The following is an 18,874-nucleotide window of genomic DNA, read 5'->3' as shown; positions in this document are numbered from 1 at the left end:
CCGGATGGGTGGACGGCTGGCTCTCGCCGCCTCGGCCGGAGCGGCGGCCGAACTGGCCGGGCTCGGGCTGATCGGCTCGGCGGCGTGGCTGATCACCAGGGCCGCCGAGCAGCCCCCGCTGGCGGCGCTGAGCGTGGCGATCGTGGGAGTCCGGGCGTTCGCGACGAGCAAGGGCGTCTTCCGCTACGGCGAGCGCCTGGCCGGGCACGACGTCGCGCTGCGGGCCCAGGCCACGACCAGGGAGCGGCTGTATGAGGCGCTCATCCCGGCCGGGCCGCTGAAGCAGCGGGGCGCCGACCTGCTCAGCCGGATGGTCGACGACACCGACGCTGCGCAGGACCTGCTGGTCCGCTGCCTGCTCCCGGCGGTGGCGGCGCTGGTCACCACGGTGGCCGCGGTCACGCTCGCGCTGTTCCTGCTTCCGGCGGCGGCGCTGGTGCTGCTGGCCGGGCTGGCGGTGGCCGGGGTGCTGCTCCCGGCCGGCACAGCCGCCGCCGCCCGGCGCTGGTCGGCGCGGATCGCCCCCGCGCGGGCCGAGCTGGCCGCCCGGGTCGCCGATCTGGTGCACGGCTCGGCGGACCTGGCCGCCTACGGCGCCGGCGACCGGGCGCTGGCGGCCTGCGCCGAGGCCGACGCGCGGCTGGCCGCACTGGAGCGCCGGCAGGCCAGGGCCAATGCGACGGCCATGGCCCTGGGCGTGCTCACCCAGGGCCTGACCGTGCTGGGGGTCGTGCTGGCCGCCCGCGACGGCGGGGCGGGCGCGGTCGCCACGGGGGTGCTCGCGCTGGTCTCGCTGGTGTCGTTCGAACCGGTGCTGCCGATGGCCGCGGCCGGGGAGCGGCTGACCGGGGTGCTCACCGCCCTGCGCCGGCTGAAGGAGGTCCGCGCGACCCCGCCCGCCGTGACCGAACCCACCGTCGCGGCCTCCGTCCCCGGAGGCCCGCCGACCGTCGAGGTCGACAACCTCGTGGTCCGGCACAGCGCCGACCGCTCCCCCGCGCTCAACGGCGTCAGCCTCACCCTCACCCCCGGCAGGCGTGTCGCCCTGGTCGGCCCCAGCGGCGCCGGCAAGAGCACGCTACTGTCGGCCCTGATGCGCCTGGTCGAACCCGAGTCCGGCACGGTCCGGCTGAGCGGGGTGGACATCCGGACGCTGGCCGCCGACGACGTCCGGCGGGTGATGACGGGACTGACCCAGGATCCGTACGTGTTCCAGGCCCCGCTGAGGGACAACCTGCGGCTGGCCGGCCCGGAGGCCGGCCAGGACGCGCTGGCGCAGGCCGTACGGCGGGCACGCCTGGAGCGGTGGGTGGAGCGGACCGGGTGGGACACCGTGCTCGGGGAGGACGGGCGGACGGTGTCCGGGGGGCAGTTGCAGCGGCTGGCACTGGCGCGGGCGCTGCTGAACGACCCGCCGGTGCTGCTTCTGGACGAGCCCGCCGAGGCGCTGGACGAGGAGACGGCAGACGCGCTCATGGCCGACCTGCTGGACGCCACCCACGGCCGCACGACGCTGCTGGTCACCCACCGCCTGCACGGGCTGGAACGGGTGGACGAGATCATCGTGCTGGAGAACGGCGCGGTGGTCCAGCGGGGCACCCACGAGGAGCTGGTGGACCGCGCCGGCTACTACCGCGATCTGTGGCGGTCGGAGGCGCTGACCGCCGGGCGCTGAGCGCTCCCCCTTGAGTTTACCGGGCAGTGTGGTTTATGGTGCAAACCATAAGGTTTGCACCACAAACCACTTTGAATGCTCAAGGAGATGCCGTGGACGACGACGAGGGGGCACTGAGCCCGCAGGAGACACTCCGGCTGATCGAGCAGCAGGGCTCGGCGGCCGCCCACCGGCTCACCCCCGACCCGGTGCCGCACTACCTGGCGTGGGGAGTCGCCTGGATCGTCGGGTTCGGAGCGCTCTTCCTCTACCACGGCCTGTCCGGCACGCCGTACGTACCGATCCCCTTCGCCGTCGCGCTGGCGCTGCAATTCGGCTCGTCGCTCCTGGCGATACTGGTCAGCGCGCTCACCATGTGGCAGCTGGGCAGCCCGGTGCGGGGCGCATCCCAGTCGCGCGGCATGATGTACGGCTTCGCCTGGTTCTTTAGCTTCTTCACCGTGTGGATGGTCGCGATGCGGTTCGCCCCGCAGCTTCCCCCCGCGGAGAGCAGTCTACTCTGGGCGAGCCTGTCGATGATGGTGGTCGCCGTTCTCTACATGGCGGGCGGCGCCGTCTGGCTTGCCCGGCCCATGTTCGTCTTCGGCGCGGGGCTGGCCGTTCTCAACGGGATCGGCGCGACGGCCGGGCCCGGCTGGCACGCCCTGCTGATGTCGGTGGGCGCGGGAGGCGGATCCGTCGTCGCCGGGCTGATGCTCCGCCGGAGAATGCGCCGATGACCCCCGAACTCGACCCGGTGATCCACGCACAGGCCCGGCTGCGGGTGGTCGTCACGCTCAACACCCTGGGCGAGGGGGATCGGATCACCTTCCCGGGACTGAAGGACCTCCTCGGGATGACGGCGGGGAACCTGTCGGTGCACCTCAGCAAACTTGAGGAGGCCGGATACGTGGAGATCGTCAAGACCCACCGGGGCCGCACCCCCGTCACCTACGTCGCCCTCACCCGCCGGGGCCGCCTCGCCTTCGAGGACTACACGGCGGCGATCCACCAGTTGCTGAACACGACCCTGACACCGCCCGCCGGCGACAGCTGACCCCCGATCCGGAAGAAGAAGGTCCCCTCGATGGCAGAACCGACGACGCAACAGACGACGAGCCCGGCGACAGGGCCGAGGGAGCCGGCCGCCGAGCCCGCGACGGAGATCCTGGCACGTGCCGTCGGGGTCACCCGGCGCTACGGGGAGGTGCTCGCGCTGGACGACCTCTCCCTCGACATCCACTCCGGCGAGCTGGTCGGCCTGCTCGGCCCCAACGGTGCGGGCAAGTCCACCCTGATCAACCTGTTCGTGGGGCTGCGCAGGCCCAGCTCGGGCCGGGTCGAGCTGTTCGGCGGCTCCCCCGCCGACCCCGGCCGGCGGCTCGGCATCGGCGTCACCCCGCAGGAGACCGGGCTGCCGGCGACCCTGCGGGTCGGCGAGGTCGTGGACTTCGTCGCCGCCCACTACCCGCAGAGCGTCGACCGGGGGGCGCTGCTGGAGCGGTTCACCCTGTCCGGCCTGGACCGCCGCCAGGTCGGAGGCCTGTCGGGCGGTCAGAAGCGACGGCTCGCGGTGGCGCTGGCGTTCATCGGCGACCCCCGGCTGGTCTTCCTGGACGAGCCGACCACGGGACTGGACGTCGAGGCCCGCCGGGCACTGTGGGACGGCATCCGGCACTTCCACGCCGACGGCGGCACCGTCGTTCTCACCAGCCACTACCTGGAGGAGGTCGAGGCGCTGGCCAAGCGGGTCGTGGTCATCGGACAAGGCCGCGTCCTCGCCGACGGCACCACGGCGGAGGTGCGGGGCATCGCCGGCGTCCGCCGCGTCACCCTGACCGCCGACGACCTCCCCGACCTGCCCGGCGTCCTGAGGACGGAACGGGAGGGCACCCGGACCCACCTGCTCACCACCGACGCCGACGCCCTGGTCCGCACCCTGGTCCGCGCCGACGTCCCCTTCTCCGATCTGGAGATCCGCGCCACCTCCCTGGAGGAGGCGTTCCTCACCATCACCGCCCGCGAGTCCCAGGCCGCCTGAGCCCCGCCGGTTCCCGCCGCGGCTCCCGGCACCGCGGCACCGGCCGGCCGGCCGGCCGCGACCCGGCCCGGCCCGGCCCGGTCCGGCAGCAGTGCCCGTACGGCTCAACAGGGGCGCCGTACGGCACTGCTGCCGGCGCATCCCGTCTCCCCGAGAGGACCACCCCATGTCGCTCCTTCTTACTCATACCCGGTACCAGTTAATGGAGACCGTCCGCGTGCCGATCGCGCTGATCGGAAACGGTTTCTTCCCCGCCGCCTCGATGCTCTTCTTCGTGGTGCCGTTCGCCGGGGACCATCCCGTCGGGGCCACGCTGGCCACCGCGTCAATGATGATCTTCGCGGTGATGTCGAGCGCCCTGTTCACCCACGGCCTGGGCGTCGCCGAGGACCGCGCCCAGCCCTGGGACCCCTACACCCGCACCCTTCCCGCCGGGCCCTGGCCGAGGTTCGGTGCCCGGATCCTCACCGCGCTGGCCATGATGATGATCGGGATCATGCCGGTGCTGCTCGTGGCCGCGCTGCTCACCGAGGCCACCGTGACGCCCGCCCGGCTGCTGCTCGGCCTCGGCGCCCTGGTGGTCGCGTCGGTCCCGTTCCAGCTCCTGGGTCTGTTCATCGGCTACGCGCTGCCATCCAAAGCCGCGATCGCGGTGGTGCAGCTGACGCTGTTCCCGATGGCGGTGGGCGGAGGGCTGTTCATGAACCCGATGGCCGCGCCGGCGTTCATCGAGGTGGTCGCGCCCTTCCTGCCCAGCCGGGGCGCGGTCGAGCTGGTCTGGGCGGCGGTCGGCCACGGCAGCCCCGGGACGCTGTCGATGGTCATGTTCGGCGTCTGGACCCTGGTGGCCGGAGCTCTGGCCGTGTGGGCCTACCGGCGCGACGAGGGCCGCCGCTTCTCCTGAGCGCCACGGCCCGGAAGACGGAGGCACTGCCCCAGGTCCCGCAGACGGCCGTGCCGCCGGGGTCGCGGCGACCCCGGCGGCACGGACTGATGGAGACTAGTCGCCGGTCTTCTCGGCGAGGGTCGCGGTGGCGGTCTGGGGGTGGCCGTCACGGACGTAGGTGATGGTCACCTCCTGGCCCGGCTTGAAGCCGCGGACCGCACCGACCACGGTGGTGCCGTCCTCGACCACGGTGTCGTTGATCTTGGTGATCAGGTCGCCCTGCTTGATCCCGGCCTTTTCGGCGGGACTGCCGTCGGAAACCTGGCTGACCAGGGCTCCTCCCGCGTCGCCGGTGGCGTCGGCGAGGGTCACGCCCAGGAAGGCGTGGACCACCTTGCCCTTGTCGATGAGCTGCTGGGCGACCTGCTTGGCGGTATTGATCGGGATGGCGAAGCCGACGCCGATGTTGCCCTCGCCGCCGTTGGTCGCGATGGCGGTGTTGATGCCGATCACCTGACCGGACGCGTTGACCAGCGCGCCACCGGAGTTGCCCGGGTTGATCGCCGCGTCGGTCTGGATGGCGCCGCCGATGGCGGTGGGCGCGCTGCCCCGCTGCGGCATGCCGTTGCCCCAGCCGGGCGGCAGCTGCGGCTGCTGCTGGCCGCCGACGGTCAGCGTGCGGTTCAGCGCGCTGACGATTCCGGCGGTGACCGAGCCGGACAGGCCCAGCGGGCTGCCGATGGCGAGCACGGAGTCACCCACCCTGAGCTGGTCGCTGTCGCCGATCGAGGCCGCGGTGAGCCCGGAGACGTCGTCCGCCCTGATGACCGCGAGGTCGGTGACGGGGTCGGTACCGACGACCTTCGCGGTGGCGGACGTGCCGTCGCTGAACTTGACGCTCACCTGGGCGCCCTGCCCCAGCCCCCCGGCCTCCACCACATGGTTGTTGGTCAGGATCAGGCCGTCGGCCGACAGCACCACACCGGACCCCTCGCCGCCGCCGTTACCGGTCTTGACCTGGATGGACACCACCGCAGGCTGGACGGCCTTGGCGACGTCGGCGACCGTGGTCACGTTGCCGACCGGCCTGGCGACCGGGCCGGCGGAGGAGGCGAGCGTGGTGGTGCCGCCGAACGAGGTCGCGGCCAGGGCACCCACCACTCCGCCGCCGACGGCCATCGCCGCCAGGGCCAGACCCGCGCCCAGCTTCTGCCCCGTGGTGAGCCGGACCCGCTGGGCGGGCACCGAGGGCGCCTCGGCCGTGAAAGATTCCGGCACCGGGTGGATCATCGTCGGCTCCGGACCGGTGTCCTCGCCCGCGACGTACTCGCCGGCGCGCGGCGGCACCTTGCCGAACTGGGTCCAGCCGTCGTTCCTGGGGGTCGTCTCGGCCGGAGTGGTGTCCTGCTCGTTCTTGTTCGGATCCATGTCTTCCCCAAGTCCTGCATCCGCCCGTGAGTCGCCGGGCGGCGACCGGTCCTCCCGGTGAATCAAACGATGCCCGAACGCGTGTAAGCCCAGGTTAAGAGGATGATCTATGTTGCCCGAATCCTCTGACAGCCGCTTTATCACGCGTGGTCAGCACCGATGCCAGGCCCGGTTCTCCCTCGAAAAATTTACGGCCGCGGCCAGTACTCCTCGCGCAGGAGCCGCTTGTAGAGCTTGCCCGTGGGGTGGCGGGGCAGCTCCTCGCGGAAGTCGACCGACTTCGGGCACTTGTAGGGCGCGAGCCGGGAGCGGCAGTACTCGATCAGCTCGGCCTCCAGCCCCGGACCGGCCAGGTCCATGGAGACCGGCTCGACGACGGCCTTGACCTGCTCGCCCATCTCCTCGTCCGGGACCCCGAAGACCGCCACGTCCGCCACCTTCGGATGGATCGACAGGACGTTCTCGGCCTCCTGCGGGTAGATGTTCACCCCACCAGAGATGATCATGTAGGAGCGGCGGTCGGTGAGGTAGAGGAAACCCTCCTCGTCGAGGTAGCCGATGTCGCCGAGGGTGGTCCACCCCCGGCCCTGCGGATCCCGCGAGGCCCTCGTCTTGTCCTCATCTCCGTGGTAGACGAACTTGGGGCCGTCGGAGAAGTAGACCGTGCCGTGCTCGCCCGGCGGCAACTCGTTGCCGTCCTCGTCGCACACGTGTACCACGCCGAGCAGCGGGCGGCCGACCGTGCCCCGGTGCTTGAGCCAGTCCTCCGAACCGGCGTAGAGGAGCCCGTTGCCCTCGGTCCCGGCGTAGTACTCATGGATGATCGGCCCCCACCACTCGATCATCTTCTCCTTGACCGGGACCGGACAGGGCGCGGAGGCGTGGATCGCGCACGTCAGCGACGACAGGTCGTACCGTGCCCGCACCGCCTCCGGCAGCTTGAGCATCTTGATGAACATGGTCGGCACCCACTGCGCGTGCGTGACCCCGTACTTCTCGATCAGCGCGAGCGCCTGCTCGGGGTCGAACCCCTCCATCACCACGAGCGTGGCGCCCACGCGCTGGAAGTTCATGCAGTAACGCAGCGGGGCGGCGTGGTAGAGCGGCGCCGGGGAGAGATAGACGCTGTCGGCGGACGGCGCGAACAGGAACCGGATGAGCCGCAGCAGCGGCCCCGGCGTGTCCAGCGGGGCCATCGACAGGGTGGGTTTGACGCCCTTGGGCCGGCCGGTGGTGCCGGAGGAGTAGAGCATGTCCACGCCCTGGCACTCGTCCTCGATGGGGGTGGCGGGGTGGGCGGCCACCGCCTCCTCGAAGGAGTCGAAGCCGGGGGCGACACCGTCCAGCATGAGCCTGAGCTCGACCTTCGGGGTCGCGGGAGTGATCGAGGCGGCGACCTCGGCCAGCTTGGCGGAGGAGATGAAGACGCGTGCCTCACAGTTGCCGACGATGTAGGCGAGTTCGTCGGTCTTCAGCCGCGAGCTGATCGCGGTGTAGTACAGGCCGGACCGGTGCGCGGCCCAGGCGACCACCAGGAACAGCGGGTGGTTCTCCAGCATGAAGGCGATGTGATCGCCCGGCTGGAGTCCGGCGGCACGGAACAGATGGGCGAGGCGGTTGGACTCCTCGTCCAGCTCACGGAAGGTGACGACCCTCCCCGAACCGGCCATGATCAGAGCGGGCTTGTCCGGCGATGTCGCCGCGATGGCTCCCGGGTGCATGAAACCGAACGCTACTCGGTTTGATGGCCGGTGAGAAGGCACGACCGGGCCGTGGCCCCGCACGGTGCGGGGCCACGGCCCGGTCACTTCCTTACCGGCGTCCTGCGCCGGGCGGGGTCAGGAGGAGACTGCGGCGTCAGAGGCGGCGATGACCGCCCCCTGGTAGGTCTGCTCGATGAACTGCTTCACCTCGGGGCCGGCGAGCAGCTTGGCGAGCTTGACCACGCGAGGGTCCTGCTCGTTGCCGGCCGCCGCGACCAGGCCGTTGACGTAGGGGTTGCCCTCGGCCTTCTCCAGCACCAGCGCGTTCTCCGCCGGCTTGAGGCCCGCCTCGATCGCGTAGTTGCCGTTGATGACGGCGGCGTCCACGTCCTCCAGCGAACGGGGCAGCTGCGCGGCCTCCAGCGGCTGGAACTTCAGGTTCTTGGGGTTGGTGGCCACGTCACGCTCGGTGGCCGTGGTGCCGACGCCGTCCTTCAGGGTGACCAGGCCGTTGTCGGCCAGCAGCTTCAGCGCCCGGCCCAGGTTGGTGGCATCGTTCGGCACGGCCACGGTCGCGTTCTCGGCCAGCGCGGCGACATCAGTGATCTTCTTGGAGTACAGGCCCAGCGGCTCCAGGTGGACCGGCTGGACGAAGCTCAGCTTGGTGCCCTTGGAGGCGTTGAAGTCGTCCAGGTAGGGCTTGTGCTGGAAGAAGTTGGCGCCGAGCTGGCCGTCGTCGAGCTGCACGTTCGGCTGGACATAGTCGGTGAACTCGACGATCTCCAGGTTCAGCCCCTCCTTGGCGGCGAGGTTGTCCTTGACGAACTTCAGGATCTCCGCGTGCGGGACCGGGCTGGCACCGACCTTGAGCACCTCCGAGGCCGAGGCCTGACCCGCGGCGGCGCCGGTGGTGCCGGCGGGCTCAGCCGAGCCGCAGGCGGTCAGCGTGAGGGCCAGCGCGGTGATCGCGGAGGCGATTCCAAAGAGCTTACGCATGGTGGTGCACTTCCTTTTTATGTGAAAACCGGAGGTTTTATATGAAAACCAGAGGTCCCGGCCTGTGCCGGGATCCCTCGGGAGCAGAGCGGAGTAGGAGCGGAGTAGAAGGGGGTCAGTGGCGCGCGAGACGGCGGGCGACGGTGTCGCCCAGGGTCTGCACGAGCTGGACGATGACGATCAGCACGACGACGGTGACCACCATGAGCGTGGTCTCGAAGCGCTGGTAGCCGTAGCGGATGGCCAGGTCACCGAGCCCTCCACCGCCGATCGCCCCGGCCATCGCCGAGTAGGAGATCAGCGCGACCACGGTCACGGTGAGCCCCGCGACCAGGCCGGACATCGCCTCGGGGAGCAGGACCTTGCCGACGATGGTGGGACCGCCGGCGCCCATGGCCTGGGCCGCCTGCACCTTGTCCTGACCGACCTCGCGCAGCGCGGTCTCCACCAGCCGGGCGAAGAACGGCGCGGCGCCGAGGGTCAGGGGGACGACCGAGGCGACGGTGCCGATGGTGGTGCCCACGATCAGCCGGGTCAGCGGGATCACCGCGATCATCAGCACGATGAACGGCAGGGAACGGCCGATGTTGACGATAAGCCCGAGCACCCGGTTGAACATCCAGGAGGGGAACAGCCCGCCCCGATCGGTGACGACCAGCGCCACGCCGAGCGGCAGCCCGAGCAGCACGGTGAACAGGGTGGACCACACGACCATCTGGGCCGTCTGCCAGGTCGACTCCCCCAGCAGGGGAACCATCTCATCCCACGTCATGCGATCTCCTCCGTCGGCCGCGGTCCCTCGATGCCGTCCCTACCGGCTCGCCCGTTCACCGGGCCTCCTCGACCAGCAGTCCACGCCCGGACAGGTAGGTGAGGGCGGCGGCGCGCTCGTCACCGGTGAGACGCAGGCGCAGGCGTCCGGCGGAGACGCCGGCCACCTCCTCCAGCGCCCCGCCGAGGATGCTGATGTCCACGTCGAACCTGCGGACCACCTCCGAGACCATGGGCTCGTCGGCCTGCCCGGTGAAGGTGATCGTGACGCTGCCGGGATCCGGCGCGGGCAGGGGGAACAGTTCCGCGGTGAGCCGGGAGCCCGGCCTGGCGATCAGCTCCGGGAGGGTTCCGGACTCCTCCACCAGGCCGTTGCGCATGATGGCGGCCGAGTCACAGATCGACTTGACCACGTTCATCTCGTGGGTGATCAGCAAGATGGTCAGGCCAAGTTCCCGGTTCAGGCTTCTGAGCAGGGCCAGGATCGACTGGGTGGTGCCCGGGTCGAGCGCCGAGGTGGCCTCGTCCGACAGCAGCACCGAGGGGTTGCCGGCCAGCGCGCGGGCGATGCCGACCCGCTGCTTCTGGCCGCCGGACAGCTGCGCGGGGTAAGCCCCGGCCTTGTCCGCCAGCCCGACCAGCTCCAGCAGCTCGGCGACCCGCCTGGCCCGCTCGGCCTTGCCGACCTTCATGACCTCCAGCGGGAAGGCCACGTTTCCGGCGACCGTGCGGGAGGACAGCAGCGCGAAGTGCTGGTGGACCATCCCGATCCGCTGCCGGGCCCTGCGCAGCTCGGCCTCCCGCAGCGCGGTCAGCTCCTGCCCGGCCACGGTGACGGTGCCCTCGGTGGGCCGTTCCAGAAGGTTCACGCAGCGCAGCAAGGTGCTCTTGCCGGCACCGCTCTGCCCCAGAACACCGAAGATCTCGCCCTCACGGACGTGGAGATCGACGCCGTCGACGGCGACCACCTCGCGGCCCCGATCTCGATAGACCTTCCGCAGGCCTGACACATCAATCACAGCTGTTCCCCAACATGAGTGGACCCGAAAAGACCTCAGGACGGGGAAGGGCTAGAGGGTGCCGGGAGGGAAGGGAAGATGGCTCAAACGGCGCAGAACGAAGGTGTCCGCGGGGCAGCTCATGATGTCGGGGGCTTTCGTGAGGGGGGAGCGGGCGTGGCGGAGGCTCAGCGCATGCGGCACATGCCGGGCATCTCACACATGCGCAGGCCGTAACACATCCCTCGCCCCTGCGAGGTCATGACGCCCTGGTGTGCCACGCTCACGTTCACATCTGCGTCAACATGGGCCCCGGTTACCCCTATTCCCGACATCTTATGTGATGTCGATCACGTGCTCCGGTAAGGGTCGCGGAGCGGAGCCACCCGGGCGGCGAACTCGTCCACACCTCCCCCGCCTCCGCCAGGCGACGCCGGACCTGCTGAGCCTGCAGATGGTGAGCGCGCAGACAGAAACGCACCCAGTGGAGCGTGTCGCCGTGCGGGCTCCAGTTCCGCCTGCCGCCGGCACTCAGCGCCCGGTAGTAGTCGACCGTGTTCTCCGCACCTCCCAGCCACTCCTCGATCGAGGAGAACTCCGGGGTGGTGATCTGGTCACGGCCGAGCACGAGCGTCTGCAGGGCGCGTGACATCCGGCCGTTGCCGTCTCGCCACGGGTGGATGCTCACCAGGTTGAAGTGGGCCATCGCCGCCCGCACGTGGCTCGGCGCGTCCAGGTCGCCCGCGTTGAGCCAGTCGACCAGCTCGCCCAGCAGCGCCGGCACCTTCTCGGCGTCGGGCCCCTCGTAGACGACCTCGCCTGTCGCGGAGTTGCGGACGTAGACGCCGCCGGGCCGTACGGCGCCCGGGGTCTTGTCCACGTGGTGGCCGATCAAACTCTAGTTGGCGCAAGGTGCATCGCTGATGCGGGAGAGGTCCAGGACGGTGTGGCGCGCGGCAGAGGCCTCCCAGACCAGAAGTGACCTTTCCGGTGTCGCCGCGCCGTTGGGCCGTCTGTCCGGAACCCTCGTAGCACCCCAGTAGGTAGGTCTCTCAGTTCGCATACCGCTTGGGCTCCGACCCTTCGGTTCCGCGAGGTCTGAAATCCCGAGAGCCAATCAGCGCCGTTTGCGGAAAGATCCTCACATGGGACGCGATCTGGTAGAGCTGCATATCCGCAGTGGAGACCTCACCGACTCCGGATCTTGGGTCTACGTTTGGCTGTTTGAAGGCCATGTGATCTATGTAGGGACCACTGGCCTTCCTCCGGAAGTCAGGACCTGGCTACATCTCCACGACCCCGATCCCGATATCGGCCGTGTGAAGGCCCGCTATCCAGGGGTCGGGCTTGACTCACTCGATGTGATCGCCTTCCGGCTGCCTGAATCCATGCCACGTCCGGAGATCAAGGCCGCGGTGATCGCCCACCTCAGCGCCACAGGACTTCTCTCTGAGCACTATGTGGGCGATCCGCCACAGCACAAGTCCACCGGGGATGAACTGTCTTCCCTTCTGCACCTGATCACCAATCGGATCGTCCAGTCCGAACCCAGATGATCTAGGGCGTCCAATACGCTCGGTCGGCTTAGAAGTTTCCACGCAGGAAGTCTGCTACTCGTTGTCGTGGTGATCAGTGAGCCGGCATTGAAGGGCGAAGTACCACCTCTTCGACCGCCCGCCTCTGAACTGGTATCGACTTCGCCGTTGCATCACCAGTTTGGAAAATCTCGGTACGCACCCCTCTGAGCTGCTGCGGGCCGGGTCAGGGGCGATTCTTCTTTGCCCGTGAGTCCCCACGATTCCCCCTTGCTCACCCTCCTTACAGGCACGTAACGGACACGACGTGACCTTCCAATCCGTAGGTTCCCGAACGATCTCCAACGGCGTTCGGATCGGTTCGTGGCGCTGGTCGTGTAGCCCCGACCGTTCACGTTCGTTCGCCTCGATCCGCCGTCGTCTATCCGGGTGGCTCCCAAGGCGGCTCCCAGACATACCTCTGAGCAAGGATCGTTTTCCAGCGGAAACCCGCCGCTCCTCCCCCGCACGATCACCTCAGCCAGCTACGACTCTCGTTCGGCAATCGTGATCATCCCGGGCCCAGAGCACCCTCGCCGGAGGCGTTTAGAAGGCGAGACGATCACTGGTGGAACGGTGGTCGGCGAGTGAGCGGACAGCATCCGGATTCCAGGCGCACTCGACGACGGGCAGTTCAAACCCTGCGGGGAAGCGCTCGATGAACTCCTTGGTGGGGTGGCCGTTGAGACGCCGGTAGAAAGCGATCGCGGAAGCGTTGTCGTGTAGCACTTCCAGGTAGACGGCCTTGCCCGGATGCCGTGTGGTAGCCCAGGTGAAGGCGTGATGCATGAGCTGACGGCCAATTCCGGAACGCTTGCGTCCGGGCTGGACGTGCAGGTTGTCGAGCAAGATGCGTCCGTCTGCTTGGAGGGTGAGGTAGACGAACCCCAAGAGGGCGGTGTCTTCGACGGCCACCAGCAGGCAGGAGGTGTGATCCTGTTCCGGGGCGACGGTGGTGAGTCGTGTGTTCCACATGGTCCTGCGCTCGTCAAGCAGTGGCCCGTTCAGATAGCTGGTGGGCATGATCCCGGCGTAGGCGGTCAGCCAGCTATTGGTGTGCAGCACTGCAATGCGCTCGGCGTCGTCCCTTGTTCCGAATCTGATGAGCATGGCGTAGAGGCTGGCATGGCCGCTGGTAGATCCGGTAATCGACTGGAATACCAGGGGAGAGCCGGGTTTCAACGGGAGTGGGACGGATGGCGCCGATCCGAAGGATGCCATAGGCGCCGCGTAGCGGGCGGGGCCGGTGGTCCGAAGCGACCTAGCGGCGGCGTGTCGCTGTGCACGGTGGGTTCGTTGGGTACGGCGGGTGCGCGGTGCGGCTATGGCCCGGGTCGCCGCCGCCCGGAAGACTGGGGGCTCCTCAGCCGGATGCGGCTCGGGCCCATGTTCCAGCAAGGGACGAGATACGCCTGGCCCGATGGCGACTCGGCCGAGATCGAGGTCCTCGATATGGGCGCGGTGACCCTCGCTACGGGGCGGCTGGCCGTCCGGGGCAACGACGCCTGGGTCGCAGATCCCGAGGGCGGCGGGGAAGCGTTCACCGAGGAGCTTGCTCCCGGCCGCTATCGGGTGCTGCTGTCCATGGTCGACTTCAACAGGCCGCGTGTCTGGCAGAGGGTGGCTGCCGTAAAGGTGGCGATCAAGGACGAATACGTCTCCTTATGGGAGATGGCGCTACGTCCCGGCCAAGTCCCTTCAAAACCCAGGGAGGAGGGTTCTTCGGGTTTGAGATCGACTGCGGGATGGGTGACGGCGCGTACTCGATGTGGATCAGACGCTCGGCGAGCGGTGAACCCCTTCGCCAAGACCATGCACGCTGAACACGACTTGGCCGCGCGCTCGGAAGACATCATCCGCAACGGACTCGGCCGGTTCACTGCATGATCACCGGTGACACCGGCCCCCCTCGTCGCGCTGTTCAAAGCGGACGATAACGACCATAAACGCTGTCTCGACTTCCTCGAACGTCACCCCGGCCCAGTACTCACCGAGGTTTGCCGGCTCGTCGAATCCCGCGCCGGCCCCGAGGTCGAAGCCCAGTTCCTCCAGTCAATCATCGACGGCGTTCTCGCCCTAGAAGCCATTATTAGTGCAGATATCGCCTGAATGGCCGATTCTATCCGAACCTACGCCGACTTTCCGCTAGTAGGGCTTGGCTACCTGGAGTTGTAACGGTGTGTTCCTACTCGGGGGTGAGGAGGATGACACCGCAGGAGCCTGAGGCCGTGCGGGCGCGACTGGAGTATCAACCCTTGCCGCGAAGCCTGATCAGCCTAGGAAGGCGCCCGGAAAATCCAGCATTGACTTTCATGATCCCCTCTGTGAAAGTTTGGAAAAGTCATGATCCTTACCTCCCCGAAAGGATAAAGATGGGACAGATTTCAACTGTCCGCGCGATAAACAATTCTCTGGTCACTCTCGATTTAGACGGGGTGACCGCCGAGGACCTACACGCATGGAACGGCCATATCCGCTTCACTCCTCGATACGGCAGCCGGGAGAACACCTCGGACGTCTGGGCGCTGGAGCTGGCGCCCAAGAGCGCGCTGGGCGCCGGGGTCAACGCGATCCGTGGCACGGAGCGGGAGAGGTTCACCTTCAGCGGCGGTGAAGTCATCATCTACGACTGCGCCGACATGCCCGGCGGCAGGTGGGCGGCGTGGGTGGGGCCGTGGCACATGGCGCACGGCATGTACTACGAGCCCGAATGGGAGGCCAACGACGTCATCAAGACGCTCTCCAGGGTCCAGTGGACCGACACGCCCGAGGGGCTGACCGCCGCTCCTGGCCAGCGCTTCACCCTCGAGCGGGCGAAGTACTTCCTGCCCGTGGCAGGGGTGGGAACCCTGCAGGTCGAACCCAAGAACCTGTCCTTCGTTCAGGTGCCGCGCTGGCGGGGACTGTCCGCCCCGGCCGGCGAGGTATGGCGGCTGAACAACACCGAAGGGCCGCAGTACGAATCGGTCATGCTGGTCACTGAGACCGCGGTGGTCACGATTGATCCGTGGGATGTCCCGCGCAGGGGCCAGCAGAACGCACCGTCGGCGCTGGCCAAGACCAACGCGCTGGCGACCGCGGCCGACTTCCTGACCAGGGTCAAGAGCGTCACCTGGGGAGCGTGACGGGTGGAACCCACCACCGCCGCCGTCATCGTTCTCTTCATCCTGGTCGCCCTGCTGATGGCCGCGGGAGCCGGGCTGTATCGCCGGGTCAAGGAGCTGGAGCTGGCCACCTTCAGCGGCGTGGGGGTGAAGCTGGCCCAGGAGAGCCTGTCCATCGGGCGCCCCGGGGCGACCACCATCGTGGCCAAGATCAACCGTCGCTGCCCCCTCTGCGAGGAGGTCGTGGCGGCCATCGCCAAGGTGGCCCCCGACCTGCCGGACAGCGTGGGCTTCACCGTCGTCTCCGACGATCCCGGATTCGACAAGCAACTACCCGAGAACGTCCAGCTCATCAACGATCCCCAGGTCTGGCGGTCGATCAACGTCCCGTACACGCCGGCCCTGCTCGTCGTGGACGAGCAGGGCGTGATCGTCTACACCACTCCCGCTGGCTCGGGAGACGTCGTGGCCGACCTCGCCAAACGCGCGGTCGCCAGAAAGGAAGTCTCGCTGTGACTGACATCTTGAGCCGGATCCCCAGTGCCACCGAGATGCCGGAGAACGCGGAGCCCACCCGGGTCGCGCTGAAGGACAGCCGCTGGAGCCGGCGCAGCCTGCTCGGCACCATCGCAGGCGTGACCATCGCCAGCGGGCTCGGCGCGCTGGACCTGCTGCCCTGGTCGAAGCCGAAGGCGGCCGACGCGCTGACCGAATGGACGGACGGCTGCCACGGCTACTTCAACTCCAGCACCGTCTGCACGCCCTCCTCGGCCGTCTACACCAACAACTGTTCCGGCAGCTGGCACAAGGACGACAGCAGCCACTGGAGCGGTTGTGGACGCTACAAATACTGGCCCGACACCACCTCGTGCGCCGGGCGGAACGCCTGGCGGTGGACCGGTTCGGTCGCCAGGCGCAAGTGCTCGGACGGCTGGTACATGTATTACGACTGCGGCGGTAGCAACACGAACATCACCCTGTTCTCCATCTGCAGGACCGCGATCTAACCGATGCCCGCAGCAGCTACTCGCCTGCTCGTCCCAGGCCTCACGGCCATCGTGGTGGCCGAGATGGCGGCCCTGTGGTACGGCCCCGGTGGTTTCGTCTGGCTGGCTGCAGCCTTGGTGGCAGGGTTCTCCCTGTCCGGCTCGGTTTGAAGCCTTAACAGCGCCTGGGTGCTGTCCTCGTCGGTCCGACGGGGTTCTGATGCGGCCGGTTTCATCATCGGCCTTTTCCTCGGGGCGCTCCCGACGGCGTTCGCTTTCATGATCGTCGGCTCGGTGCTCCGATCTCCGCTGCCCGAGCTCGTCTGCCAGATACTGGCCGGGCTGGCCGCGGTGGTGTTCATCCTGCGGGAGTTCGACGTGCTGAAGTTCCCGCTTCTGCAGAACGCCCGGTTGGTGCCACAGTTCGTGGCGATGACACCTTTCTGGGGCTCTGTACAGTTCGGTGCGGAGATGGGCACCGGTATGCGCACCTACTCGCCCACCGGTCTTCCTCACATCATGGCGCTCTGCCTGCTCCTGCTCGGCTCGTGGTCCGACGCGCTCCTGGCAGGCGCCGGGTTCGCACTGGCCCGGGCGCTGATGCTCCTCACCTTCCTGCTCGCCCGGGACAAGATGGCGGCGGACAAGGCCTTCGACTTCACCCTTCCGAAGATGAAGCTGCTGTTCGTCCTCGCCTTCGTTCCCCTGTTGTCCGTCCTGGTGGTCCTCCGGTGATTCTGCTCCTTGTCCGGTACGGCCTGGCCGTCCTGCTCGCTCTTGCCGTACTGGGCAAGGCACGGCACTTCACCGCGTTCCGCCGAAGTCTGGCGTTGCCCTGGGCGGGCGCCTTCGCGATCCTGGTCGTGGAGGCGCTCGCCGTCGCGCTGGCGCTCTCGCCCGCGCCCCATGTGGTGGTCGGCGTCGTGGCGACCGCCCTGGGCACGGCCTTCACCGCCGTGCAGACCTACCAGCTGGCCACCGGTGGTCAGGCGGTCTGCCTGTGCTTCGGCGCCGCCGAAAGGGTCTCCGTGCGAAGCTGGTCCAGAGCCGCCGTGGTGCTGCTGGCGGGATTAATCTTGCTGATGACTCAACCTTGAGTCGGCCCCCATGGGTTGTAACTGACGTGAGAGGCTTCCAGGAGTTCGTGGCCGCCCGCGGCCAGGCCTTGTCGCGGACCGCCTTCCTGCTTACCGGCGATCATCACGCCGCGGCCGACCTGCTCCAGGAGACCCTGGTGAAGGTGGCGGGCCGCTGGAGCAGGATCGCCGCGAGCGGCAACCCTGAGGCCTACATCCGCACCATCATGCTCAACCAGCTCAGAAGCTGGCGGCGACCGCGCAAGCTGGCATTCTTCTCCACCTCCGAGGTGCCGGAGACCGCCGAACCGGACCCGTCGGGCACAACCGACAGCCGGGTCATGCTGGTGCGGGCGCTGGCCCAGCTTGGAGCCAAGCAGCGTGCGGTGCTCTACCTGCGTTTCTACGAGGACCTGTCGGAGGCGGAGATCGCCAGGCAGCTCGGGTGCTCGGTGGGTACAGTCAAGCGCCACACCCACGACGCGCTCAAGCGGCTGCGGCAACTCGCGCCCGAACTGCTGGGGGCCTGACATGGGAGATGAGACACTGCGGGACGCCTACCGCGCACTGGAGCAGGAGGCGGGCCACTACGCCGACTCGGGGAAGGCCCTCGCCATCATGAGACGGCGGCGGCTGGCCATCGTCAGTACGGCGGTAGCCGTACTCGCCATCACGAGCGGCCTGTGGTTCACGCGGGCGACTCCGTCACAGGTGAACTCGGTGGCCACGCAACCGTCGGGTATCGGGCGGAGCATCCACACGGCCTGCATGTACGGTTGCGCGACCTACCTGACGCTCACCGACGGGCGGCAGGTCCTGCTCGGCAAACAGACCGCGCCGCCGCCGGGCAACCTCACCCTGTCCCCCGATGGGCGCTGGCTCGGCACGCCCACCCCGACCGCTTTCCAGCTGAAGGACCTGACCGGAACCACTCTCTACCAGAGCCCTTCAGCGGGACCGGGGGAGGTCGTGAGCCCGTGGGCCTGGTCGGCCGACTCCCGTACGCTCCTACTGGCCAGTCACGCCAGCGGCCACGTCAGCGCCTACTACCTGCTCGACCTGGCCGCCGGACAAGTCACCGAGCCCCAGGTACCCAAGGACTTCGAGCCGGTTGGACTCGCGCGGGGTGAGCTGGTGCTCTTCGGAGAGAGCCAGTACGGCAAGCGGACCACGAGAGTGGAGCTAACGGTGGGAGGCCGTCCGATCGTGTTGGACACCGGGGACGCGGAGCTGATCAACGAGGACGGCGGCCCATCACTTGTGGTGCACGAGGACCGGATCTACGCCCTCGTGCACGCGACCAACACCATGATCGAGTTTGGGTTGGACGGCAAGGAGCTGACGCGGTACCGGCTGAGCGGTCAGCCACTCGGGCCAAGCCGGGCCGGTTACGTCGTCTCCGATGCGGGCAAGGTGTCAGCGGGCGGACACCCGCTATTCGAACTGCCGCCGGATTCGCTGATCGTGGTGCCCGGCATGGCCAGACACTGACAATAGGTGCATGAGCGACCTCTGACGCCAGATCCCCCTCGACGAGGGGGACAAGGCTTAGAAGCTTTTGCAGGAACGGCAGGTCCCCACAGCTCCGGGGTCCTGCCGTTCTTTCTGTCAGTCCCACACCTCTCTGCGGCACTGTGTTAACAAGCGTGTTAGCAGA

The 18,874-nt window shown here is 68.4% G+C and carries 23 protein-coding genes; 16 read left to right on the top strand and 7 right to left on the bottom strand.

Annotated features, from left to right (window positions below; genetic code table 11):
- Nucleotides 1–4: 4 nt before the first annotated feature.
- The 5 genes from cydC (at nucleotide 5) to ACIN94_RS20855 (ending at nucleotide 4,599) form a co-directional block, all read left to right on the top strand.
- Nucleotides 5–1,675, top strand: a complete 1,671-nt coding sequence (gene cydC, locus ACIN94_RS20875; RefSeq protein ID WP_400708479.1) for a thiol reductant ABC exporter subunit CydC — start codon at nucleotides 5–7, stop codon at nucleotides 1,673–1,675.
- Nucleotides 1,676–1,767: 92 nt separating this feature from the next.
- Entirely contained in the window at nucleotides 1,768–2,394 is a 627-nt protein-coding gene (locus tag ACIN94_RS20870; RefSeq protein ID WP_400708352.1) for a hypothetical protein, read from the top strand.
- Complete coding sequence (locus ACIN94_RS20865; RefSeq protein ID WP_400708350.1) at nucleotides 2,391–2,711, top strand: transcriptional regulator; 321 nt, start codon at nucleotides 2,391–2,393, stop codon at nucleotides 2,709–2,711. Before ACIN94_RS20870 ends, ACIN94_RS20865 begins: the two co-directional genes overlap by 4 nt.
- 30 nt (nucleotides 2,712–2,741) lie before the next feature.
- Nucleotides 2,742–3,695, top strand: a complete 954-nt coding sequence (locus ACIN94_RS20860; protein ID WP_400708348.1) for an ABC transporter ATP-binding protein — start codon at nucleotides 2,742–2,744, stop codon at nucleotides 3,693–3,695.
- A gap of 166 nt (nucleotides 3,696–3,861) precedes the next feature.
- Complete coding sequence (locus ACIN94_RS20855; RefSeq protein ID WP_400708346.1) at nucleotides 3,862–4,599, top strand: ABC transporter permease; 738 nt, start codon at nucleotides 3,862–3,864, stop codon at nucleotides 4,597–4,599.
- Between the two features lie 96 nt (nucleotides 4,600–4,695).
- Here ACIN94_RS20855 and ACIN94_RS20850 read toward each other — a convergent pair whose 3' ends face one another.
- From ACIN94_RS20850 to ACIN94_RS20825, 6 genes are all read right to left on the bottom strand, one after another.
- Nucleotides 4,696–6,009, bottom strand: a complete 1,314-nt coding sequence (locus tag ACIN94_RS20850) for a S1C family serine protease (protein WP_400708344.1) — start codon at nucleotides 6,007–6,009, stop codon at nucleotides 4,696–4,698.
- A 188-nt stretch (nucleotides 6,010–6,197) separates the two neighbouring features.
- Nucleotides 6,198–7,730: an acyl-CoA synthetase gene (locus ACIN94_RS20845; RefSeq protein WP_400708342.1), complete on the bottom strand. Its 1,533-nt coding sequence runs from the start codon at nucleotides 7,728–7,730 to the stop codon at nucleotides 6,198–6,200.
- A gap of 117 nt (nucleotides 7,731–7,847) precedes the next feature.
- The gene (locus ACIN94_RS20840; protein WP_400708340.1) at nucleotides 7,848–8,708 is read right to left on the bottom strand and encodes a MetQ/NlpA family ABC transporter substrate-binding protein; all 861 of its coding nucleotides are present in this window, start codon (nucleotides 8,706–8,708) and stop codon (nucleotides 7,848–7,850) included.
- 115 nt (nucleotides 8,709–8,823) lie between these two features.
- Nucleotides 8,824–9,480, bottom strand: coding sequence for a methionine ABC transporter permease (locus ACIN94_RS20835; protein ID WP_400708338.1), 657 nt, complete (start codon nucleotides 9,478–9,480; stop codon nucleotides 8,824–8,826).
- Nucleotides 9,481–9,535: 55 nt separating this feature from the next.
- On the bottom strand, nucleotides 9,536–10,498 hold the full coding sequence (locus ACIN94_RS20830) for a methionine ABC transporter ATP-binding protein (protein ID WP_400708336.1): 963 nt from the start codon (nucleotides 10,496–10,498) through the stop codon (nucleotides 9,536–9,538).
- 301 nt (nucleotides 10,499–10,799) lie between these two features.
- A complete protein-coding gene (locus tag ACIN94_RS20825) occupies nucleotides 10,800–11,357 on the bottom strand; it encodes a Fic family protein (RefSeq protein ID WP_400708334.1) in 558 nt (185 codons plus the stop codon).
- 265 nt (nucleotides 11,358–11,622) lie between these two features.
- On the opposite strand from ACIN94_RS20825, the gene ACIN94_RS20820 reads away from it, so the two are divergent.
- Entirely contained in the window at nucleotides 11,623–12,033 is a 411-nt protein-coding gene (locus ACIN94_RS20820) for a hypothetical protein (protein ID WP_400708332.1), read from the top strand.
- A 564-nt stretch (nucleotides 12,034–12,597) separates the two neighbouring features.
- Here the strand turns inward: ACIN94_RS20820 and ACIN94_RS20815 are convergent.
- Entirely contained in the window at nucleotides 12,598–13,161 is a 564-nt protein-coding gene (locus ACIN94_RS20815) for a GNAT family N-acetyltransferase (protein WP_400708330.1), read from the bottom strand.
- Between the two features lie 276 nt (nucleotides 13,162–13,437).
- Here ACIN94_RS20815 and ACIN94_RS20810 point away from each other — a divergent pair, with 276 nt between their 5' ends.
- The 10 genes from ACIN94_RS20810 (at nucleotide 13,438) to ACIN94_RS20765 (ending at nucleotide 18,708) form a co-directional block, all read left to right on the top strand.
- On the top strand, nucleotides 13,438–13,938 hold the full coding sequence (locus tag ACIN94_RS20810; protein WP_400708328.1) for a DUF4241 domain-containing protein: 501 nt from the start codon (nucleotides 13,438–13,440) through the stop codon (nucleotides 13,936–13,938).
- A gap of 6 nt (nucleotides 13,939–13,944) precedes the next feature.
- Nucleotides 13,945–14,160, top strand: a complete 216-nt coding sequence (locus ACIN94_RS20805) for a hypothetical protein (RefSeq protein ID WP_400708326.1) — start codon at nucleotides 13,945–13,947, stop codon at nucleotides 14,158–14,160.
- Between the two features lie 326 nt (nucleotides 14,161–14,486).
- Nucleotides 14,487–15,176 carry a hypothetical protein gene (locus tag ACIN94_RS20800; protein WP_400708324.1) on the top strand — a complete coding sequence of 230 codons (690 nt, stop codon included), beginning with the start codon at nucleotides 14,487–14,489 and terminating at the stop codon, nucleotides 15,174–15,176.
- Nucleotides 15,177–15,179: 3 nt separating this feature from the next.
- Nucleotides 15,180–15,671, top strand: coding sequence for a hypothetical protein (locus ACIN94_RS20795; RefSeq protein ID WP_400708322.1), 492 nt, complete (start codon nucleotides 15,180–15,182; stop codon nucleotides 15,669–15,671).
- Nucleotides 15,668–16,162 carry a hypothetical protein gene (locus ACIN94_RS20790; protein WP_400708320.1) on the top strand — a complete coding sequence of 165 codons (495 nt, stop codon included), beginning with the start codon at nucleotides 15,668–15,670 and terminating at the stop codon, nucleotides 16,160–16,162. The genes ACIN94_RS20795 and ACIN94_RS20790 overlap by 4 nt, the downstream gene beginning before the upstream one ends.
- 3 nt (nucleotides 16,163–16,165) lie before the next feature.
- Complete coding sequence (locus ACIN94_RS20785) at nucleotides 16,166–16,312, top strand: hypothetical protein (RefSeq protein ID WP_400708318.1); 147 nt, start codon at nucleotides 16,166–16,168, stop codon at nucleotides 16,310–16,312.
- 123 nt (nucleotides 16,313–16,435) lie between these two features.
- The gene (locus ACIN94_RS20780; protein WP_400708316.1) at nucleotides 16,436–16,876 is read left to right on the top strand and encodes a hypothetical protein; all 441 of its coding nucleotides are present in this window, start codon (nucleotides 16,436–16,438) and stop codon (nucleotides 16,874–16,876) included.
- Nucleotides 16,873–17,238, top strand: a complete 366-nt coding sequence (locus ACIN94_RS20775; RefSeq protein WP_400708314.1) for a MauE/DoxX family redox-associated membrane protein — start codon at nucleotides 16,873–16,875, stop codon at nucleotides 17,236–17,238. Before ACIN94_RS20780 ends, ACIN94_RS20775 begins: the two co-directional genes overlap by 4 nt.
- Nucleotides 17,239–17,264: 26 nt before the next feature.
- Nucleotides 17,265–17,747 (top strand): SigE family RNA polymerase sigma factor, encoded by a 483-nt coding sequence (locus tag ACIN94_RS20770; RefSeq protein WP_400708312.1) that lies wholly within the window; start codon nucleotides 17,265–17,267, stop codon nucleotides 17,745–17,747.
- Between the two features lies 1 nt (nucleotide 17,748).
- Nucleotides 17,749–18,708, top strand: a complete 960-nt coding sequence (locus ACIN94_RS20765) for a hypothetical protein (protein ID WP_400708310.1) — start codon at nucleotides 17,749–17,751, stop codon at nucleotides 18,706–18,708.
- Nucleotides 18,709–18,874: the final 166 nt, after the last annotated feature.

This window comes from Streptosporangium sp. NPDC087985, from assembly GCF_044741965.1.
Taxonomy (GTDB): domain Bacteria; phylum Actinomycetota; class Actinomycetes; order Streptosporangiales; family Streptosporangiaceae; genus Streptosporangium.
The sequence above is the reverse complement of the archived record's forward strand: the minus strand, read 5'-3'. Positions and strand labels throughout refer to the sequence as shown.